This window comes from Streptomyces sp. NPDC002232 (genome assembly GCF_042890295.1).
Lineage (GTDB): Bacteria > Actinomycetota > Actinomycetes > Streptomycetales > Streptomycetaceae > Streptomyces.
This window is the reverse complement of sequence record NZ_JBIARV010000009.1, coordinates 134,559-154,642: the sequence shown is the minus strand read 5'-3', so window position 1 is coordinate 154,642 and position 20,084 is coordinate 134,559. Positions and strand designations below refer to the sequence as shown.

At 68.5% G+C, this 20,084-nt stretch carries 18 protein-coding genes and 1 pseudogene; 14 read left to right on the top strand and 5 right to left on the bottom strand.

The window, feature by feature from the left end; translation table 11 throughout:
• Window positions 1–123 precede the first annotated feature (123 nt).
• From ACFYXU_RS36345 to ACFYXU_RS36320, 6 genes are all read left to right on the top strand, one after another.
• Window positions 124–792, top strand: coding sequence for a DUF721 domain-containing protein (locus ACFYXU_RS36345; RefSeq protein ID WP_389461969.1), 669 nt, complete (start codon window positions 124–126; stop codon window positions 790–792).
• An 827-nt stretch (window positions 793–1,619) separates the two neighbouring features.
• The gene (locus ACFYXU_RS36340) at window positions 1,620–2,612 is read left to right on the top strand and encodes a bifunctional DNA primase/polymerase (RefSeq protein ID WP_389462072.1); all 993 of its coding nucleotides are present in this window, start codon (window positions 1,620–1,622) and stop codon (window positions 2,610–2,612) included.
• The gene (locus tag ACFYXU_RS36335; protein WP_389461967.1) at window positions 2,609–4,183 is read left to right on the top strand and encodes a phage/plasmid primase, P4 family; all 1,575 of its coding nucleotides are present in this window, start codon (window positions 2,609–2,611) and stop codon (window positions 4,181–4,183) included. Before ACFYXU_RS36340 ends, ACFYXU_RS36335 begins: the two co-directional genes overlap by 4 nt.
• A gap of 190 nt (window positions 4,184–4,373) precedes the next feature.
• Window positions 4,374–4,748: a DUF6009 family protein gene (locus tag ACFYXU_RS36330; RefSeq protein WP_389461965.1), complete on the top strand. Its 375-nt coding sequence runs from the start codon at window positions 4,374–4,376 to the stop codon at window positions 4,746–4,748.
• A gap of 1,004 nt (window positions 4,749–5,752) precedes the next feature.
• Complete coding sequence (locus ACFYXU_RS36325; RefSeq protein ID WP_389461962.1) at window positions 5,753–6,100, top strand: helix-turn-helix domain-containing protein; 348 nt, start codon at window positions 5,753–5,755, stop codon at window positions 6,098–6,100.
• Window positions 6,101–6,716: 616 nt separating this feature from the next.
• Window positions 6,717–7,259 carry a hypothetical protein gene (locus ACFYXU_RS36320; protein ID WP_389461959.1) on the top strand — a complete coding sequence of 181 codons (543 nt, stop codon included), beginning with the start codon at window positions 6,717–6,719 and terminating at the stop codon, window positions 7,257–7,259.
• A 95-nt stretch (window positions 7,260–7,354) separates the two neighbouring features.
• Here the strand turns inward: ACFYXU_RS36320 and ACFYXU_RS36315 are convergent.
• Window positions 7,355–7,600 (bottom strand): annotated as a pseudogene (locus ACFYXU_RS36315) (transposase); the annotation flags it as partial.
• Window positions 7,601–8,334: 734 nt separating this feature from the next.
• Here ACFYXU_RS36315 and ACFYXU_RS36310 point away from each other — a divergent pair.
• Both ACFYXU_RS36310 and ACFYXU_RS36305 read left to right on the top strand, forming a co-directional pair.
• A complete protein-coding gene (locus ACFYXU_RS36310; RefSeq protein ID WP_389461957.1) occupies window positions 8,335–8,895 on the top strand; it encodes a 4'-phosphopantetheinyl transferase family protein in 561 nt (186 codons plus the stop codon).
• Between the two features lie 186 nt (window positions 8,896–9,081).
• Entirely contained in the window at window positions 9,082–9,846 is a 765-nt protein-coding gene (locus ACFYXU_RS36305) for a DUF6008 family protein (protein WP_389462070.1), read from the top strand.
• Window positions 9,847–9,899: 53 nt separating this feature from the next.
• Here ACFYXU_RS36305 and ACFYXU_RS36300 read toward each other — a convergent pair whose 3' ends face one another.
• From ACFYXU_RS36300 to ACFYXU_RS36290, 3 genes are all read right to left on the bottom strand, one after another.
• Window positions 9,900–10,547 carry a MerR family transcriptional regulator gene (locus ACFYXU_RS36300; RefSeq protein ID WP_389461955.1) on the bottom strand — a complete coding sequence of 216 codons (648 nt, stop codon included), beginning with the start codon at window positions 10,545–10,547 and terminating at the stop codon, window positions 9,900–9,902.
• Between the two features lie 22 nt (window positions 10,548–10,569).
• Window positions 10,570–12,081, bottom strand: coding sequence for a hypothetical protein (locus ACFYXU_RS36295; protein WP_389461953.1), 1,512 nt, complete (start codon window positions 12,079–12,081; stop codon window positions 10,570–10,572).
• A gap of 448 nt (window positions 12,082–12,529) precedes the next feature.
• A complete protein-coding gene (locus ACFYXU_RS36290) occupies window positions 12,530–13,453 on the bottom strand; it encodes a ScbA/BarX family gamma-butyrolactone biosynthesis protein (RefSeq protein WP_389461950.1) in 924 nt (307 codons plus the stop codon).
• A gap of 170 nt (window positions 13,454–13,623) precedes the next feature.
• Between ACFYXU_RS36290 and ACFYXU_RS36285 the strand changes: the two genes are divergently transcribed.
• Together ACFYXU_RS36285 and ACFYXU_RS36280 are read left to right on the top strand one after the other, a co-directional pair.
• Window positions 13,624–14,226: a ScbR family autoregulator-binding transcription factor gene (locus ACFYXU_RS36285; protein ID WP_389461947.1), complete on the top strand. Its 603-nt coding sequence runs from the start codon at window positions 13,624–13,626 to the stop codon at window positions 14,224–14,226.
• Entirely contained in the window at window positions 14,223–15,182 is a 960-nt protein-coding gene (locus ACFYXU_RS36280) for an NAD-dependent epimerase/dehydratase family protein (RefSeq protein ID WP_389461945.1), read from the top strand. Before ACFYXU_RS36285 ends, ACFYXU_RS36280 begins: the two co-directional genes overlap by 4 nt.
• A 25-nt stretch (window positions 15,183–15,207) precedes the next feature.
• On the opposite strand, the gene ACFYXU_RS36275 is transcribed toward ACFYXU_RS36280, so the two are convergent.
• Entirely contained in the window at window positions 15,208–15,828 is a 621-nt protein-coding gene (locus ACFYXU_RS36275) for a TetR family transcriptional regulator (RefSeq protein ID WP_389462068.1), read from the bottom strand.
• A gap of 355 nt (window positions 15,829–16,183) precedes the next feature.
• On the opposite strand from ACFYXU_RS36275, the gene ACFYXU_RS36270 reads away from it, so the two are divergent.
• From ACFYXU_RS36270 to ACFYXU_RS36255, 4 genes are all read left to right on the top strand, one after another.
• Entirely contained in the window at window positions 16,184–17,395 is a 1,212-nt protein-coding gene (locus ACFYXU_RS36270) for an IS701 family transposase (protein WP_389461943.1), read from the top strand.
• 77 nt (window positions 17,396–17,472) lie between these two features.
• Window positions 17,473–17,916, top strand: a complete 444-nt coding sequence (locus ACFYXU_RS36265) for a helix-turn-helix domain-containing protein (RefSeq protein WP_361404698.1) — start codon at window positions 17,473–17,475, stop codon at window positions 17,914–17,916.
• Window positions 17,917–18,021: 105 nt separating this feature from the next.
• The gene (locus ACFYXU_RS36260) at window positions 18,022–18,999 is read left to right on the top strand and encodes a DUF1702 family protein (RefSeq protein WP_389461941.1); all 978 of its coding nucleotides are present in this window, start codon (window positions 18,022–18,024) and stop codon (window positions 18,997–18,999) included.
• 85 nt (window positions 19,000–19,084) lie between these two features.
• Complete coding sequence (locus ACFYXU_RS36255) at window positions 19,085–20,071, top strand: DUF1702 family protein (protein WP_361404704.1); 987 nt, start codon at window positions 19,085–19,087, stop codon at window positions 20,069–20,071.
• Window positions 20,072–20,084 lie beyond the last annotated feature (13 nt).

The window sequence follows — 20,084 nt, the reverse complement described above, 5'->3', positions numbered from 1 at the left end:
TGCTCGCCGCCCGCGAGGCGGCGAAGGCGCAAAAGGGCAAGGTTCGGCAGAAGCCGCAGCGGCCGGACCGCTACCGTCGTCCGCGACGGCCGCGCCCCGCTCTCCTTCGGCACGGCCATCGGCATGATGATGACCGAGCGCGGCCTGGTCTCCCCGGCCGCCGGCGGCGGCGTTCTGGCCCAGTGGGACACCATCCTCACCGCGGCCGCGCCCGAACTCGCCGGGCACGTCCGGGCCGTCGCGGTCGACGAGAAGTCCGGCCGCCTGGACGTCGTCCCAGACGCCCCCGCGTACGGCACGAAGACCCGCTGGATCGCGCCGAAGCTCATCGAGGCCGCCAACAGCACGGTGCCCGAAGCGGGCATTCGGACGATCACCGTCCTGCCCCCCGCCGTCCGCACCGCCACCACGGGGACGTCCTCGGCCGCCGCCGGTTCGGCCCCGGGTCCGGTCGTTCCGGCCGGTCCGGTGAAGACGCGGGAGACTGCGTCGGCCGGCTACCGCCGGGCCCTCGAAGCCCACCGTGCGGTCGCCCCGCCGCGCCAGGAGGACTCGGCCCTGGCCGCCGCCGTCGAACGCCAAGAGCACGTCCGGCGGGAGCTCGCCGCCACCGTCTTCCCTGACGCCGAGCAGGATCTGGAGGGCGAGGTGCCGCCATCTCTCGAAGATGTCCGCGCCCAGCAACGCCAGAGCGCCGAAGCCGTACGCACCGCCGCGATCCAGCGGGCTCGCACCGAGCGCGCCGGACGTACGGTGCCGCCCGCCGTGCCCGTGCTGCGGCAGGCCGGGTGAGCGGTTTCCGCTGCCCGAATCCGGCGGGCTGCACGCCTGTTGTCCGGGACCGTTTGACGAGGCGGCCGTTGTATCGACCCGGTTCGATCAAAGGGGCTAGCTTCCTTAGATGGGTCGCGTAGCTGGCGGACGCGGTCTCGGTGCTGGCGAGACTGCACGTCCTCCGACCTGTCGAGCGTCCCTGATTCGGGGACCTCTAACACGATTCTGACTGCCGCGCTACGCGGACTGGACGTGCCCCGAGTGGAGGTTCTCTTAGCTCTCAGGCACTGGGCGTTCAGTCCCTGAAGCTTCAGTCCCTTTGAGAAACCGCAGGTCAGAAGCTTCTTTGCAGGCTTGCAGGGACTGAAGGGACTCAAAATCGATGTTTCTAGTCTTTACGTGTGTGCGTGTATGTGCGGGCGTATAAAAGGACTTGAAGCGTGAGCGGCTCATAACTAGAGATTTGAGTCCCTTCAGTCCCTGGTTTCCTCGCGTCGGCGCCCTGACCTGCGGGTTAATGCAGTGACCGAAGCGATAGGGACCGAAGTGGGCAGTACTGCATCAGCCCCTCAGGAGGGGCAGGCGCCCCCGGGGGAGGGGCTTCCATTTCCCGGACGTCCACGCCGGACGCCCTCTGCAGGCCAGTGGAGCCGGGGAGCGGACAGAGATCAAAGGGACCGAAGGGACCCAGTTTTGAAAGAACAGTGGCGTCATGTGCGAGCTGCCTGTGACGCTGCGCTAGCATCCCGGATAGGGAATCTTCAGTCCCTTCAGTCCCTTTGAACACCCCCTGTGCCCTCGAGGAAGAGCCTGTGCCCGTCCGTCCCCAAGATGTCGCGGCCTGGATGGCCCGGCGCGGGTTCGCCGTGCACCCTTTGGCTCCTGGCGTTAAGACACCAGCCCCCAACTGCGGAGCGTGCAGGCCCGGAACACACCAGGCACAGCACTGTCCCTGCCATGCCCGGCGCGGCTGGTGCCACGGGTTCCACGCCGCCACCACCGACCTGGCCATCGTCCAGCAGTGGTGGACCGCTCAGCCCAACTTCGGCATCGGTGTCGCCTGCGGACCCTCACGTCTGGTCGTCATCGACGTAGACGCCCACTCCACTCTTGTGCCCGAGCGGTCGCGTCTTCTGCCCGGAATCCCTGTCCACGACGCTGTCGACCTGACCGGGCTCAGCAGCGGGTTCGACACCCTCGCCTTGCTGGCTGCTTACCAACGCAGGCCCAACCCCTGCACGGACACCACAACCCTGCGCGTACAGACACCTTCCGGCGGCATGCACATCTGGTACCGCGTCCCCCGAAACGGGCCCACGTTCAAATCCTCCAGCGGATCCGGAAGCCGGACCGCCCTCGCGTGGCAGGTCGACATCCGCGCCACCAATGGATACATCGTCGCGCCCGGTACCCGCACGACAGCAGGCATCTACCAAGCCCTGCCCGGACCCAGGACGCCCGCCCCGCTGCCCCTGTGGCTCGTGGCCGAGCTCACCCGCACCGGACACCACGAAGGACCACCACCAGCTACGAGACCCACCCCGTCACCTCCTCGATTCCGAGGCGGTCCGCATGTTCTCGCGAACCTCCTCAAGGAGGTACAAGCCTGCGGCGCCATCCCAGAAGGGGCGGCCTTCAGCGAGAAACTCAACCGAGCAGCCTTCACCGCCGGCGGACTCGTCCAGGGCGGATATCTCGCCGACGCCGAGACCCGGCAACTACTCCTCGAAACTGCTACACGAGCCCGACCCCATCAGCCCCGCAGGAACGCCCACATCATCGAGACTGGCATGCGGGCCGGCACCGCCCGCCCCATCCGACCCGAGGAACGCACATGAGCAGCGCCGGAAGCACCGGGTTCAACGCCCAAGCGGCTGCCGAACAGCTCGCGGCGTTCGGCAACGAGCCCGCAGCTGAACACCCCAGGCGACTTCCTGCCCAGCAGAAGACCAGCGCGGCGACCCCCCTGGACCCCTCAGATTTCGTTCAGTCCGGGCTACTCGCCAACCTCAGCGACCGCGGCAACGCCAAGCTCTTCGCCCACCTCTACCACGACCGCTTCCGGCACGTAGAAGGGCTGGGCTGGTACGTCTGGGACGAGTACCGATGGAAGCGCACCGGCGGAGAAAAGGCCGCCATCTGGGCCGCAGGAGACATGGCCGAGGAACTCCCCACCCACGACCCCCGCGGCATCTTCACCGACCGGGAACTCGCCCAGCACCGCAAGCGGGCCATGTCCACCTCAGGTGTGAAGGCCATGCTGACGCAGGCCAAAGCCTCGCCCGAACTCGCCCTCGACCCGGACAGCCTCGACGGCGACAAGTACGCCCTGTGCACCCCCGCCGGTGTCGTGGACCTGCGCACCGGCGAACTCCACAAACCCGACCCCACCCGGGACCTGCACTCACGAGCCACCTACCTCGCACCCGAAGCCATCCCCACGCCCCGGTTCCACAGCTTCCTCGACCAGACCTTCGGCGAGGACGACCGCGGCAAGGAAATGATCAACTTCCTGCATCTCCTGCTCGGCTACTCCATCACCGGCGACGTCGGCGGCCAGGTCCTGCCCTTCCTCTACGGAGTCGGCGCTAACGGCAAGTCAGCGCTCCTCGACGTCGTCATCAAGATCCTCGGCAACTACGCCGACGTCGCACCCCCCGGCTTCCTCATGGAACGCGGAAAATTCAACGAGCACTCCACAGAGCTCACCGAGCTCCACGGCCGCCGGCTGTTCGTCTGCAGCGAGCTGAAGCCCCACGACAAGTTCGACGAGGCCCGCGTCAAACTCCTCACCGGCGGCGACCGCCTCAAAGCCCGCCGCATGCGCCAGGACTTCTTCAGCTTCGAACCCACACACAAACTGTGGCTGCTCGGCAACCACCGCCCCGAGGTCGGCACCGGCGGACACGCCTTCTGGCGACGAATCCGCCTCATCCCCTTCGACCGAGTCGTCCCCGACCACCGCAAGATCGACAACCTCGCCGAAATCCTCGTACGCGACGAAGGCCCCGGCATCCTCCACTGGATGATCCAAGGAGCCAAGGCCTACCTGGCCACCAAGCCCGCCCTGACCGGCCCCAACGTGGTCCGCACCGCCACCCAGGCCTACGCCACCACCGAAGACCACATCGGACGCTTCCTCTCCGAATGCTGCACCACCGGCAGCGACCTGGAAGAACCCCGAGACCTGAAAGTCGAACAAGGCGCCCTCTACCGCGCCTACAGCACCTGGTGCCAGGACGGCGAAGGACTACGCCCTGCCACCACCCGCGCCTTCGCCACACGCATCCGAGCCGAGGTAGGCGTCGCCTCACCCAGCGAGATGCTCCGCTCCAACGGACAGAAGTTCTACCCCGGCCTCGCCCTCCTGGCCGACGACGAACCGGCCCGGCGCGCAGCAGACGGGTAAGCCTCAAGGCGAAGCCAGAACGCGTGCTCCCCGAAGACGACCGAGACACATACCATGGACGAGGAATGATCCGATCCATCCAAGCGCCCGGCTCTGTGACGGCTGGCCGTATAACGACACCAGCGCCGAGCTCGGCGTGGAGGAAATCGGGCTCCTCGCGAGCCGATATGACCGAGAAGGGATCCAGGCCATGAGTTCGCTACTGACAGCAGGCGACCTCACCCACGAGGACAAAGTGGTGTGGCTGGAAGATCCCGAAGAGCTTGACTACGTACGCCAGGCCCTGGACAAGACCCCCCGCCGCCGAGGAAAGCCCAGGTACCACCGCGACGGCCGCATGATCGGCTTCGCCGAACTCGGCGACAGCGCCGAGGCCGACCCAGACAGCGGGCTGCAGAAACGGCGGGTCTTCTACCTACTGCCCCACGACCGGGACGCCGAGCCCGACGGGCTGTACCGCGCAGGGGCCCCCGGCGAGGCGGTGGACCCGCGCACCATCCGGCCAGGCCAGGTCGGCAGCAAGACGGCCCGTTCACAGATGGGAGCCGAGGCAACGGTCGCGTGAATCGGCTTCTTCAGTCCCTTCGGTCCCTGCCGATCGTCAGGCTGGAAGCAACAAGAGGCAACCGTTCCGCTATCCCGCGTTGAAGGCAGCTATCGACTGCAGTCAAACGTCTATCGTGACTGTCGCCTTGGGCGACCATGCACCCCCGAACTAGAGGCCTGTTGCGAAAGTGCAGGCAGTGGCGGTTGTGGTGCTGAGAGTGCTGTGGACAGCGGTCCTAAGGGGCCGGTCAGTTCCCAAGTTGGTGAGGGATCGGGTTTCCTGGTTGGTGAGGGACCCTCGCGAATGAGGAATCACCTAGGACTGACTCACAGGAGGACGGGCGAGCGCTCTTCTCATCCGCCGACGGCGAAGAAGAACGGCGCCGCCCAGCAGGACAAGCTCAGGCGCCGCACCCGGATCGTGCCGCGCGACGGCAGAGGCGCTCGGCCTGGGCGCGGCGATCAGCATGATGATGACCGAGCGCGGCCTGGTGCCGCCGGCGGCAACGGGCCGCTTCGGCCGGAGTCAGCGCGCCGGATCCCAGATCTCGCTCCCGGCCCAGTGGGAGACCATGCAGCCGCAGCCGCAGCCGCAGCCGGGCTCGTCAGTCACGTCCGAGCCATCGCGTACGACGAGGAGTCCGGTCGTCTGGACGTCGTCCCCGACGCCCCCGCGTGCGCCACCAAGGCCGTCTAGGCGGCCCGAAGTTGAGCGCGGCTCCCAACCGCACTGCGCCCGGAGCGAACGTGCGGACGGTGAACGTCCTGGCGCCCGTCGCCCGTACGGCGGATACGGCGACGTCCTCGACAGCTGCCGACGAACCAGCCCCGCAGCCGGTCGGTCCGGACAGGCCGGTGAAGGCAAGGGAGAGCGCGTCAGCCGGCTACCACCGCGCTCTCCCCGCCCGCCGCGCGGTCGCCACCGAGCGCGGCTCCGAAGCGGATCACCACACGTCACGGGCCCTGTCAGTGGGGCCTGCACCGTCCTGCCGAGCTGATGGGCAGCCAGGCCGACGTGCGAGGATGTGCGTTCATGGAGCTAGAGGTGCTCAGCTGCTCGCCCTGGACCCGAACCCAGCGCAGACCGAGGCCTTCGCCCGGCGCACCGGAGCGGCAAGGTGGGCGTTCAACTACACGCTCTCCGTGAAAGTGTCCGCGCACCGGCTATGGCGGATGGAGGTCGCCAGGCTGGTCGCTCAAGGGGTGGAGCAAGCGGAAGCGCGGCGGCGAGTGAAGGTGCCCGTGCCGTCGAAGCCACAAATCCAGAACTGCGGTCTCGGGCAGCGCGGACTCCGAGGAGCCGTTGATGCTCCCGCTGGAAGCTATCGAGCTGGACGTTTTCGCCAGCAGCACGACCTCTGGATCGCATGAACTCAACGCCGAGGAGCTCGTGCTCCCTGCCCGCCGTCAGTTCGTTCGGACCCTCGAGTCCCTCAAATGCCCTCACCACTTCTCTGTGAGGACGTCGCTTCGGTCACTCCAGTCTCTCTAGGTCTTCAGTCGCTGGGCTCTCAGTTTGCCCCTGAGAGCCCAGCGACTGAACGGAAGACCCCTCGCTTGGTCAGTCGCTGAGGAGAAACTGCAGGTCAAAGCCCATAACTCCATCAGGAGCAGCGACTGAAGCGACTCGAGCTCCACATATCAGCCGTACAGATCGCGTGTATGCGCCTGATATATGGGTTCCTACAGTCGCTTCAGTCGCTGCATTGATGACTGGGCACTCCTTGACCTGCGGTTTCCTCAGCGACTCACTGTAGCTACCAAGAGCGACTCAGTAGCTTCACCGACCGCCCAGTCGCTGGCTCACCCGGCATGGGCAACGCGCCCTTCTCCAAGTGGCATGGCTGAGCGTGTGTCTTCGCTAAGGGCTGTCCCGCAATGCTCGGTGGGGTGCCACAAGGCGGACAACCTGCTGTCGGCGGAGGCTGGGGCGAGGATGAGCGGACCCGCCTATGCTTCCGCCATGCAGCAGCCTGGATCCATAGCGATGACCGACGACCTGGTTGCGGCGTTCCCACACCAGCTTGCCAGTGACGTTCGGGCGGTATCGGCGGTCATGCCGGCGGCCCGGATCGCACCCGTGTCACCGTTCTCGGTGTACGTGGGCGATGAAGCCGTCGCCATTCCGTATCGGATCTATCAGGATGAGCTGCCCGACGACGTGGTGCGCGACCTGACGGGGGTGCAGCAGGCGATTCACCACTGCCTGTACTCGCGGCACAGCGACGGGCTGGTCCGCCAGCGTCACCTGGAACAAATCGCTAGTTTTGACGAGCCGTGGGCGGTGCCGTTCGTGGTGCAGTTGGCCGGCGAGTACGTCTTGGAGATCCTGGAGTCCATCCAACACGGCCTTTCCGACCTGCCCTTTAAGGGGTCTGCCCAGCGGCTGGCATACGGAGACTTCATCGCGCGCAATCCGGCGTTCTTCGCGCGGACCGAGCGCCGGGTGGTGAGCTACTGGTCCTGCTACTCCGGTGGAAGTTCCCCGTGTTCGGCACATACCCGGGCTGCCATCTGCTGGAGCTGCTGAGGGCCGCCGCAATCGACCGCGCGGGCAGGGCATGGCCCCGTCACACCCCGCTGGCCTAACGGCCAGACGGACCCGTGAGATCAACACCGTCGCCGTCACCCGGTGAGTGCGAGGTTGTGCAGGTGGTCGATGCCGAGCACCGCGCGGTGGACGCCGTCGCCTTTCAGTCGGCAGTCGCGAAGGATCTTCCACCCTTTCATGCGGGCGAAGACCTGCTCGGCACGGGCCCGGACCTGCTTGCGGGACTTGTTGTGCGCCTGCTTCCAGGCGGGTAGTTCCTCGTTGTTCGCGTGGCGGCGATGCGGGATGACCAGCCCTGTTCCCCGGTAGCCGCCATCGGGCAGCTCCTTCGCGTTGCCAGGCATCTGTGGCGAGCACCCGCTGCGCGGGCCCGTCGAGACCCTGCACAACCCGGTGAGCGACGCCGCACTCCAACTCATACGTTACGGCCAGCTTGCTCGTCCGCCGAGGTTGTCGGGCAGAACCCGCAGGACGAACGTACCGAAGCCCAGGCCGACAGCTCCGCAGAATATGTCCGTTCCGCCTACGCAGGCGGCCACGATTCCCCTGCATGACGGCACCGCGCTGATGGACCTGGCGTTCGACACCCTGGCACCTGAACAGCGCGGTGCGTTCATCCAGCAGTACTTCAAGCGCAGCACGGGAGTGGGTGCTGTCATGACAGATCTGAGGTCCGGCCTCGGACGACCTGCGCGTGCCTCACTCGCGGCTATCCTCCAAGAGGCCGCCACCGGGCTCATCCGAGACGCCTAACCCCGAAATACGAGGTCCTCGCCCTGCCCTCACTCACGTTCGAGAGCCAGGGCCTGCCGGGGTGGGGTTCCGACCGCCACGTAAGTCTCGGGCCCGAGCACGTTCGGGACGTCCGCCCCCCTGGGCGGGGAGAGGGAGAGGTCAGATGAGCGGCTCAGCCGGGGAGGGGACCGTCGCTCGGAGCGCGGGCAGGTCGGTCGGCCGCCCGTTGAGCGACGTGCGGGTGTGGGCCCTGCGGGTACCGGACGGCTCCTCGGCATCGCTCGACCTGTCAGTGCTCGACCGGGAGGAGCGCCGTCGGATGGACATCTTCGTCCGGGACGCCGACCGGTTGCGGTACGGGTTCGCCCACGCCTCGCTTCGTACGATCCTGTCCGGTCTCACCGGAACGGCGCCCGACGCGCTCCGCTTCGCCCGCTCCTCGTGCCCCGGCTGCGGCGGCCCGCACGGGCGTCCCGTGCTCAGCACGCAGGCAACCGAGTTCTCACTGTCCTACAGCCGCGACATGGTGCTCGTCGCCGTGGCGTCCGAGCCGATCGGCGTCGACGTGGAACCCACGCCGGAGCCCGAGGTGGCGGAGGAACTCGCGAGAATTCTGCACCCGGCGGAACGAGCGGAGATCGAGGCCGCTCCGCCCCACGGCCGGCCGGTCGCCTTCGCCCGGCTGTGGGCGCGCAAGGAGGCCTATCTCAAGGGCCTGGGCACCGGGCTCGGCCGGGAGGTCGCCGCGGACGACGTCCGCGGCGACCTCCCGGGCTGGCGCCTGACCGATCTCCCTGTGGGCACCGGTTACGCCGCCGCCCTCGCGGTCGCCTGCCCGGTCCCTCGCCTCATCCGCGTACACCGGTCTGTCCCGGTGTGATCGACCGTGCGTGCCGCATAGCCGTACGCGAAGTCCGCACGTATGGAGTGGCCTGAGGGGAACCCGGGTCCATAGCGTGGCCGAAGCTTCACTCAGGACCGATCGACCGAGACCCGGACAAGGAGTCCACCCATGGACCTTGCGCAGATGGCGCACGAAGGACATGGAGCGCACGGTGGCCACGACATGGGAGGGGCGGTCTCGTCCCTCGACTCCGTGGGTGCCGTCCTCTTCATCGGATGGGCCGTGGCCATGTGGGCGGCCGTCATCGTCCTCGCCTACGCGAACCGGGGCGCGGTGCGCCCCTGGCTGTACAAGACCGCGGTCGCTGTCATCGGTCTCGGAGTGATCGGACAGATCGGCCACTTCCAGGAGCACGTGACGCAGGCCGGGTACTGGGTGGCGCACCCCTACTCCCCGGCCTGGATGACCCCCTGGGCGACCAGCCTCGCCCGGGGCATGGGTCAGGTCGACCCGACCAAGCCCGCTCTGGGCATGGAGATCCTGCACCTGACCGGCAATTTCATCTTCCTCGCGGGTCTCGTAGGCATCGTGCAGATCACCCGGCGAGCGACGGGGCAGCTCAAGTCCCGGAAGTGGGCCAAGATGGGCGTCTGGATGCAGGGCATCCACGGTGTCGAGCACATCGTCCTGACCCTGTCCGTGGCGCTGGGCGCGAGCCGCGCGATCGGCCTGTCCACCTGGTTCGGCTTGATCGAGCCGGGGCCGGCGCTGGTGACCTACCGGGTGTGGTGGCACTTCGTCGCCAACCTGATCGGCACCGCCATCCTCGCCGTGTCGCTCTACCACCTGCGGAAGGAGAAGCGCGCGGTCAAGGCCGGCTACCAGGAGACCGAGTCGGAGAAGCCCACCCAGCCCGAGACGTGCTCGCTGTTCCCCGTATCCGAGGACGGCGTCGTACGCGAGCCGGCCGGAGTGAGCCGCTCTTAGCCGGACGTCGACCGAGAGGTGGGCTGCCTGCCTCCGTGCGGCCCGTGTTCCTCTCAAGCCTCGGCACCGTTTCTCCCCGTCGTGACGAGCGTCGGGGACGAGGCGGTGCCGCTTCCGTTCCGAGCGAGGCCACGCAGAGCGGACAGGAGCACGTCGCCCAGTGCGGCGCCCACGACCGTGCTCTCGGCACGGTCCCCGTCGCAGGTCCGCAGGATCTCCTCGTCGATCGCCGCCGCGCACTGCGCCACCTCAGCGTAGTCGTCGAGGCGGTCCGTGAAACGGTCCTGGCCGAGTTCCCTGAGGGTGTCCAGCACCTCGACGATCGTGGCGAACTGCGGGCCACCGGCGGGAGCAGTCCAGCCCCGCCGTTCCGCGAGGGTTCGGACCATCGCGACGGTCCGGGGATCCGCCAGCGTGGTGGCGAGCGGGCCCGCGTGCGGTCCCCTCGCCACCATCGCCCCCAGGTCGATCGATCCGGCAGGGCTGTCCAGCGCCGACACGACGTCCCTGGCCCTGGAGATCGTCAGGCCGCCGAGCTCGAGTAGCGCCCGGAGCAGGCGGAGGCGGTGCACATGATCCTCGGTGTAGTGGGCCTGGTTACTGCGGGTGAGCCTGCCGGACGGGAGCAGTCCCTCCCGGATGTAGTACTTGATCGTGGCGGTGGAAACACCGCCGACGCGGCTGAGTTCCGCGATGCGCATGCGAGCTCCTGGTCGGTGGGGGTCACGACGTGCGGGCCGGGCCGCGCTCGTCCTTCGGCAGGCCGTCTCCTGTGGACTCGAGGCGGCAGCGCCAGCACAGGCCGCGGGGGGCAGGGCGACCGCAGGCTCCTTCGCGGCCCCGGCAGCCGATCCCGGTCGCCGCGTCAGGGACGGGAACCGCAGCGAGGTCGGTGCGACACCGACACTCGGCGCACAGACCGGAGTTGCCGGGAAGGTGGGGTCGCTCGCAGTCCGGGCAGGACTCCACGACCCGTAGAGGGGTGGCTGCTGGTCGAAGCTCCGAGGGGTCGTGCCGGCTGCCTTCCGTGCACGGTGTGGCCGAGGATTTCGAGACGTCCTCCCGGCGGCTGGCCGCTCGTTCGGCGATCGCCTCCCGGCAGGCACGGCATTCCGCGCCGGTCGACCAGAGAGTGCCCGTCTCGCAGTCCGGGTCGGAGCAGCCCCAGCGGGGGAGTGCCACGCCTAGCAGCCAGCGCCCGGGGTCCCTGATGTCGGCGAGCAGGGTCCGCGCCAGGCGCTGGGTCAGCCGGGCGCGCAGGCGGTGGACCCCGGTGCCGTCGTCGAGTTGCCGGGCGATCTCCTGGCCGATGCGGCGTTGCACGTACGCGTTGATGCCGGTGAGGAGGAAGCGGACCGGCTCCAGGACTTCGTGGAGTCTGGAGCTGAACGTCAGCTGGGGTCCCTGGTAGGTGCTCTTGCCGCTGCCGCGTGTGGTGGGGGAGGGGCTGGGGTTCTCGCCGCCCGCGCGGAGCGCGCGATCACCTTCAGTCCCGACGGGGAGTGTGGTTCCGGGACGATTGTCCACAGGCTTGACCACCTGTACCTCGCCTACGGCGGATGAGGCAGACGGTGCTTCGTTCTCGGGTCGGTCAATCCTCAGGTCTTCCTTGTACGCGAGCGATCGGGCGCCAGGGTCCTGACCTGATTGGTCATCAAGAGCGGGAGCGGCCTTCTCCTGTGGGCCGTGGACGAGGAAGGTGTGGCGCCCCTGGACTCCGGCCCGTCGCTGGACGGTGATCCAGCCCGACGCCGCCAGCTCGTCGACGATGCGGCCGGCCGCCTCGGTGGTGATCGCGCATCCGACACGTGGGCCGGAGTGGTGGCGCAGGAAGCCGGCGAGGGTTCCCTCGGTCAGGGGGATGTTCCGCATGACGGCGTACGCGATGACGGCGTAGGCGCGCAGCAGACGGGGCCGCAGATGTTCGCTCGCGGCGACGGGCAGCCAGATGAACCGCTCGGTGGACCGCAGGGGACGGACCCGACGGCGCGCGGTCGTTCCGCGCCCGCCGGGCAGGGACCGTCGGCGGCTGTCAGGCAGCTCGATGACACCGTCGGGTGCGGGGGTGCGCAGCTGCGCGAGGCCTCGCTGCACGGTGGAGGCGGAAAGGCCGAGGTACGACGCGAGAGTGGCGATGCCCGCGGTACAGCCCTCCGGACGCAGGCCGAGCGCCTTGACCTTGATGTAGACGCTCACGGCGGCATCGGTGTAATGGGGGGACTCCACGAGCCGCATCGGCACCTTCACCCGGCTGCGGGGAAGAGTGCTGGGAGCCACAGGAGCGTTTTCAGCACCATTCTGGCTGGAATCTATGGGTGAAAAATGGCCATTAAAGACACTATCGGTCGTGAAAAGGTGCGCAGAGGGCTGGAGAATCGCGGAACTTTGGTTCATCATGAGGGAGTCTCCGTACAGGGAGGCATGGCAAAGCCGCTGTGCGGCGGCTGAGTGGTTCTGGCAGAACCTGTCTGCGCGCGTCTCTGGGGTGGCACCCAGAACGGGCCTTCGCCCGTCGAGTTGGCAGCTCGGCGGGCGGTGTGAAACGACCTCGGACCTCAGTGGTGGCTCACTGGGGGGTAGGTCTGGTTCTCGCAGTCCCTAACATCACCTCCTCTCCGTGCTCCTTCCGCCTATCGAGGCGGCCGACCGCAGATCGGTCTCGACGATCCGGCATCGCAACCACTCACAGAGCGGCGATGTCCATGACCTCGACCGTTCCGTTGAACGCGAACGCGCCTCCCTGGAGCGCGTTGACGCGGAGGGTCCGCCGCTCGGCGGAGGGTCCGGCGGTGTCCACCGGCTCCGCTTCGATCCAGCACGGCTCGTCGAACTCGACGTACCGGTTGAACGATATGTCCATGGACGTCGGCATCGCGGGTCTTCCCAACGGTTGCGTGGCGTTTGACGCCTGCCGGACGGCCTCGAGGAGTACCATGCCCGGCACGTGGTCCACGGCGTGATCGAAGAGGACCGGGTGGCTGGTGTCGACACGGAGCTGCCAACGGCGGTGTTCCTCGGTGGGCGACAGGACGATGTCCTGCTTCCGCAGCCGGCCGACGCTGCTGCGTGAGACGGGCTCCGGCGGCTGTGGGGCGCCGGCGAAGATCTCGGCGACGTCGCTGCGACCGGCGCGCATCCGCTGGTAGACGGCGGGGGAGTGACAGCCGAAACGGGTGGTCACCATGGCGACCAGGGAGTCGTTCCGCACCACTTCGAGGTGCATGGTCATCATGGCCGGCAGCTGCTTGTGGTAGCGGATGTCCGAGAACACCGCGTGTATCTGCAGATCTGCCGGGGTGCGCTCCATCCGCAGCGCCTGCGGGTTGACCGCGAACTGGAAGCGGGACCAGCTGAGCTGGTGGCCGAAGGGGACGCTGTACGCGACGTGCGTCAGCAACGGGAACGTCTGCCGCACCGTCTCGCACAGCAGGAGCGGGTCGTACATGTCGTACTCGGAAACGTAGAAACTGTGGCTGCGGGGCCACTGAGCGCTGACGGTGAAGGTGTCAGGTCCGACCTTGTTCCACCCCGTCAGAAAGACCTCCGACAGGGCTGCTCGGTGCACGTACTCCTTGGCGACCGTGGTGGTCAGCGTCGGGTGTGCCACGGCAGGACGTTCCGATGTGATGAGCATGCCTCTCCCCTGGGGCGTGCGTATGTGGAGGCCTTGTGCCGGGCTACCGATCGCCAAGGCCAGTCTGTAAAATAAGGGCGTTCGTTTTTTTTGTCGAGAGAGGCAGGTCTGGTCCTATGGACGAGCCGAAGCAGGAACGGGCGGTGAAGACACGGGAGGCGATCCTGTACGCGGCAGCGGAGGTCTTCGACTCTTACGGGTACAGCGGCGCCAGCATCAGCAAGATCATGGACCGCGCCCAGGTCACTCAGGGAGGCATGTACTTCCACTTCAAGTCCAAGCTGGGACTCGCAAAGGCGGTGCTGGCACACCAGCAGGAGTTCGTACACTTCCCGCCACAGGGCCATGACGGGCTGCAACTGCTCATCGACCTGCACTTCTTCCTCGCTCGCGAGCTGCAGACCAACGTGCTGTTCCGGGCCAGCGTCCGGCTCGCCGTGGAGCAGGGCGACTTCGGGATGCGGGACGACACGGCGTACCAGGAGTGGGTCGAGCAGTTCCACGGGCTGCTCTGCGCAGCGCGTGACAGGGGCGAACTGCTGCCGAGCGTCGACGTGCGGGAGTTCGCGAACGTTCTGGTGGGGGCCTACAGCGGCATCCAGGTGTTCTCCAACGTCGCCTCCGGGCGGGCCGACCTCCAGTCGCGGATCGCTTCCATGTGGCGCTACTTCCTGCCGGCGATCGCCACTCCTCAGGCCATCGCCGATCTGCGTTTCCCGCAGGACGCCGAGGAGTTCGCGGCGTGAGACCCACGCGTCTGGTGGTGACGGGGGCCACCGGGTTCATCGGATCGGCTGTCCTGCGGGAGCTGGGACGGCTGCGGGACGAGGAGGCGCACGACCTCGTCGTGCGCGCGGTGGGGCGCCGGCTACCTGACGGCCTGTCGGAAGCAGACGAGTGGACCGAAGCCGATCTGGCGGATCCCCGCAGTCTCGCGGGGGTCTGCGAGGGAGCTGACGCGTTGCTGCACCTGGCCGCACTCGTCGATGCCGCCGAGTCGCCGTGCGTCACCGTCAACGAACGAGGCACCGCCGCCCTGATGGGCGAAGCCATGCGCTCCAAGGTGAGCCGGGTGGTGCACCTCTCCACGGCGGCGGTCTACGGTGTCGGGCCACACCGAGGGATCGCCGTGGACGAGGTAGCGCCGGTGCCTGTGTCGGCCGCGAGCCGGACCCGCCTCGCCGGCGAGGCCCATGCCCTGGCAGCTGGAGCGACCGTCCTTCGACCCGGCCTCGTGATCGGGGCGGGTGACCGATGGGCCGTGCCCGCGCTCATCGAACTCATCGACGCGGTCCCGGCCCTGTGGGACGGGGGACAGGCCACGCTGTCCCTCGTGGCCGTCGAGGACCTCGCCCGGCTGATAGCCCGTCTCGGGTCGGCCGATGCTCTGCCCGGCGGGCGGATCTGGCATGCCGGGCACCCCGAGCCCGTGCGCCTGGCCGAGTTCGTCGGCTCTCTGGCCCGCCACGGAATCATGCCGTCCCCGACGCGGGAACTGCCGCTGGACGCCTGTCTGGATCAGCTGCGGGCGGCGGACACCCACCTGAGCGAGCGACAGTTCTTGCTCTTCGCGCAGGACTTCTGGTTCGACAGTCGTGATCTCTGGCGCGTCGCCGACTGTCCCGCAGGTCCTGGGCCGCTGGACCGGCTGGCCTCGGCGACGGCGTGGTACCGGTCCCTGCCGATGGACCGGACGGCCTGACCGGCGCCGTCTGGTCCATCGGACTTCAGCCCGTCTGCGCGGGGCTCTCCGGTGAGCCCGTCTGCCGAGGCAACGTCGACGTCTCGGCGGAGACGCCGACGAGCGCCAGATGCCACACGCGCTTCAGCTGCGCGACAGCGCTCTCGAATGCCGGGTCAGAACCCATTCTCCTCCGCAGGTAGTCCTCGGCTCCGCTCGTCAGATGTTCCACGAGCGTCGTCACGTCCGCGGGCAGTGCGTCCGTGCGCAGTTGACCGCTTTCGTACGCCCGGTCGAGCAGCCCCCGTACGGTCGGCAACCAGGCGTCGGACCAGGCCTCGGTGCCGGGGCGTTCCCGACCCAGGCGGATCGTGGCGCGCACCGACGGCTCCTGTTCCATCAGCCGGGTCAGTTCGAGGGTCAGATCGATCACCATGCGCAGCGGTGTCATCGTCTCGGCCGACAGGCGCTCCAGGGCGGCCAGTGTGACCGCACGTCCCTCCTCCTGGACCGCGTCCGCCAAGTGCACCTTGGTCGGGAAGTGGAAGGTGACGGCTCCTATGGACATACCCGCCACCGAACTGATCCGGGACAGCGACGTCCCGTCGTACCCGTAGAGGTCGAACTCCTCGGATGCTGCCTTGATCAGGGCCTGGCGCGTACGCAGAGCCCTCTCCTGTTTCACCACACCGTCTCCCGAGGAGGGTTCGTCGCCGCCGGACTTGTAAGGACGCTGACTCTGGCCCGGCGGCGCACCGTCGGGGTGTCCCGTGAGGAACAGACCTTCACCCTCCGGTCCAACGCTGTCCGTCCTTCCTCTTGGTGGCAAGGGCGAGTTGCCCAAGATGTCGTCGATTGCTGCAGGTCACAGCGATGGGCCGGGCTTCGACGCGTAACGCGGCGGAGGCCGACTTGGCGAAGTGCATACGGCAACTCTCCTGAGTCGCAAAAAAAAGAGGGTGTTCGCTATTATTTTAGCTCGGACGGCCGCCAGGGCCGAGAGCAGGGGGAGGGAACAAGCCATGGTCGCGTACGCTCTGACGGCCACTCGCACCTCGGTGCCGGTGTTCGCCGAAGGGATCTTCGAGGACCTTTCACGCGCCGACCAGCGTCGTTGGGCCCAGGCCTACATGCAGGGCCTGCTGACGACCCCAGGGAAGAAGTCGGTGCGCCGGCTCGCGGCCGCCATCTCGCCCGAGCCGGCGGTCTCGCAGTCGCTGCACCAGTTCGTCAACGCCAGCCCGTGGGACTGGATGCCGGTGCGGGCGGAACTCACCCGGTGGGTCGAGCGCGAGCTGACGCCGCGTGCCTGGGTGATCGGCCAGGCCGTCCTCCGGAAGCGGGGTGAGCACTCCTGCGGGGTGCACCGCCGCTTCCTGGCCTCCACCGGCCGCTCGGTGACCTGCCAGGTCGGTACGGGCCTGTTCCTCTCGTCGTACGACCAGGCCGTACCCGTCGACTGGCGCCTGATGCTGCCCGGCTCCTGGGCGAAGGACCCTGAGCGCCGCGCCCGCACCCGCATCCCGGCCGACGTCGGCCCCCGCTCCGTCGAGCAGCACGTCCTCGACCTCGTCGACACGGTGGCCGGAGCCAGCCGGACCGCGGCTCTGCCGGTCGTCGCCGACCTGGAGGCGCTCGGCGGTACCAGCGCGACGGCCCTGGTGAACGGACTGGCCCTGCGCGGGCGCGACTTCGTGGCCGCGGTCCCGGACAGCCTCCAGGTGGCCGTCGGACGTCACCTGCGACTGCAGCGCCCCCAGGGAGGCGAGGGTCAGAACCTGGTGCTGGCGGCGCGCAGCCTCTTCGAGTTCGATGCCGGCACGCTGACCCGCGTGGAGAGCGTCGGCCCCTGGGACGGCCGCGGTCGGCCCAGCACCGTCATGTCCAGCTTCGTGCGCCTGCCCCATGCCGGACGGGGAGGCGAGCGGATCCACCGCACCTACCGGCTCTTCGCGGTCCGCCCCGACAACGGGCGGCGGCCCGTCCAGCTGTGGCTGACCAGCCTCACCCACGCCCGCATGGAGTCCGTGCTCGCCCTGACCCGGACGCTCGAGCACGCGGGGGAGTCGGTGCGGGAGCTGTCCGACGACTTCGGCCTGCAGGACTTCGAAGGGCGCTCCTACCCGGGCTGGCACCACCACATGACCCTGGTGTCCGCCGCGTACGCCTACAGCCGTTTCAACCGGCGCCCCGCCCCCACCGGTGGCGGAGAGCGGCTGCTGGTCGCCGCCTGAACACACCAGGCCGATCCCGGAACGACTTCGCCAACTCGGGTTCCTTCACGCAACCCGCTCCGTCCTAGAGTGAACGCATGCTGAAGCACACGTACGAGGGACAGGACTGCAACCTCGCCCGGTCCCTGGAGGTGATCGGCGAGCGCTGGACCCTGCTGATCGTTCGTTCGGCGCTGCTCGGCAGCACCCGTTTCGACGGTTTCCTGTCCCACCTGGACATCGCACGCAACGTGCTCTCCACCCGCCTGACCCGGCTGGTCGAGCACGGGATCATGGAGCGCGTGGCCTACCAGGACAAGCCCGTCCGGTACGAGTACCGGCTCACCCCCGTGGGCCGGGACCTGACGCGGGCCGTCGTCGCCCTGATGCAGTGGGGGGACCGCAACCTTCCTCAGGAGCTGGGGCCGCCGCGCCGCGCCGACCACATCGGCTGCGACGGGGCGGTCCACGTCGAGCTGCGGTGCACGCACTGCGGGCGTGCCGTCCACGACGAGGAAGTGGACGTCCGCCGCATCCGCTGAACACCGCACGGGAGCGCAACGGGGAAGATGCCCCGCCGCGCCGGGCTTGCCCACCATGGCAGCCCCCGCCGCCCATGACCATGGCGGCCGTACGAGGAGGCGACCGTGCCCGCACTGGGAACGCTGCGCAGGCTGATCATGGCCCCGTCCCTGGACGAGGTGAGTTTCGCCGGCCGAGGGTTCCGGGTGGAACCGACGGAGCGCACCCGGCAGCTGGAGGCCGTGCCGCAGGCCGTCGTGACCGGCTTCGAGTGGGGCATCGAGGACAAGGACCTGGCCACCACCGAGCGCCGACTCGCGCTCGTCGACCCGCTCAACCGGGGCTTCGCCTACGAGGGCGCGACCATGGCCTGCGCGATCCGCGACACGATGGGCCCGAAGGGCCACCGCACCAGTGACCTGCTGCGTGGCGGCGGTAGGCCGCACATCTTCCTCAACTACATCGGCATCGGTTTCGCCATGGCCAAGCTGCCCAGGCCGCTGTGGAAGAAGCTCGTCCCCGACCTGGCCGAGCCGGAGCTCTACCCGGCGATGAGCTGGCTGTGCGTGGATGGCTACGGCTTCGACCGCGCCTACTTCGACACCGACACCTGGGTCGGTGGACAGCGACTGGACACCCCGTACGACTGGGACGGAGACGCGTCCTACTGGCAGCGGGCCTTCGACCAGGGTGTCGGCCGCGCGCTGTGGTTCATCCACGGCGGTCACGTCGGCAACGTCTCCGCGGCCGTCCGGGCCTTCGCCGGCGACCGCGGGGCGGACCTGTGGAGCGGCGTCGGTCTGGCCGCCACCTTCGCCGGCGGCACCACCGCCACAGACCTGGCCGCGCTGCGGGAGGAGGCGGGGGAGCTCGCACCCCACCTGGCACAGGGAGCGGTCTTCGCCGCCAAGGCCCGGCACCACGCCGGCTTCGTCCCGGAGCACAGCAGCGCCGCCGTGCACGCGTTCACCGGGCGCACCGTCGAAGCCGTGGCCCGCCTCGCCGACGACTGCGCGGCGTCCGCTCCCGAAGCCGGTGTCGGACCCGCCTACGAGGTCTGGCGTGCCAAAGTGCGCACGCAGTTGAGCACCGTCGTCGTTTGAGCACATCTGGAGTAGACGCCCCTCCCGGGCCCCTGGCTAGATTCGCTGGAGGATTTCAGGGATTCGAGAGGGGCGGTTTACCGCTGTGTCCAGTGCTTTCGGTGCACTCCGCCGCAAAATTCTTACGCCTCCGGTTTCCGAGACGACCATGGAAGTACGTGGATTCCATGTGAAGAACGCGGAAGCCAAGGCGCGGCTTGAATACATCGGGGAGGTGTTCCTCCAGGGGTACGCGTACGCCGTGGAGGCGGGATCGCCCGCCGAGGCGGAGGACCTGCTGGAGACCGTCCCGAGAGACATGCGAGGCTTCGCCTACGAGGGCGCCGGCATGGGCGCGGCGGTGTACGACTCGCTGCCCGGTCACAGTGGCCGTCTGGAGGGGCTGCTCGCCGGCAAGGGCCGCGACCACGACTACATGATCTACGTCGGCGTGGGCTGGGCGATGGCCCGCCTGCCCAAGCTCCTGTGGCCGGACATCCGCGCCACGGACCCGATGCTGCGCTGGCTCGCGCTGGACGGCTACGGCTTCCACCAGGCGTACTTCAAGACCGGCGCGTACGTGCGCACCCCGGAGATCCAGCACCCCTTCCGCTGGAACGGTGGGCACAACCCCTACACGCTCAACGCGGTGGACCAGGGGATCGGCCGCGCGCTCTGGTTCGTCGGCGGCACCGACCCCGACGTCGTCACCCGTCTGATCCGTGCCTACCCCGAGCGCCGGCACAGCGACCTGTACGCGGGCGCCGGGCTCGCCTGCGCCTACGCGGGCGGCGTGACCGAGGACGAGCTCGCGCGCTTCGTCGAAGGCGCCGGCGAACACCGCTGGGCGCTCGCCCAGGGATCCGCCTTCGCCACCGAGGCCCGCGTCAAGGCGGGCACGGTCATCGACCACACCCACCTCGCGGCCCGTGTCGTGTGCGGCACGACGGCCGAGCGGGCCTCTCAGGTGTGCCGGGACACCCGGCCCCAGGCGTCCACCGAGGGCGCGTCCCCGGCCTACGAGACATGGCGGCACGACATCGCCGCAGAACTCGCTTCTCTCTCGCTCATCTCGAAAGGTGCCGACCAGTGACGGTCACAAAGAA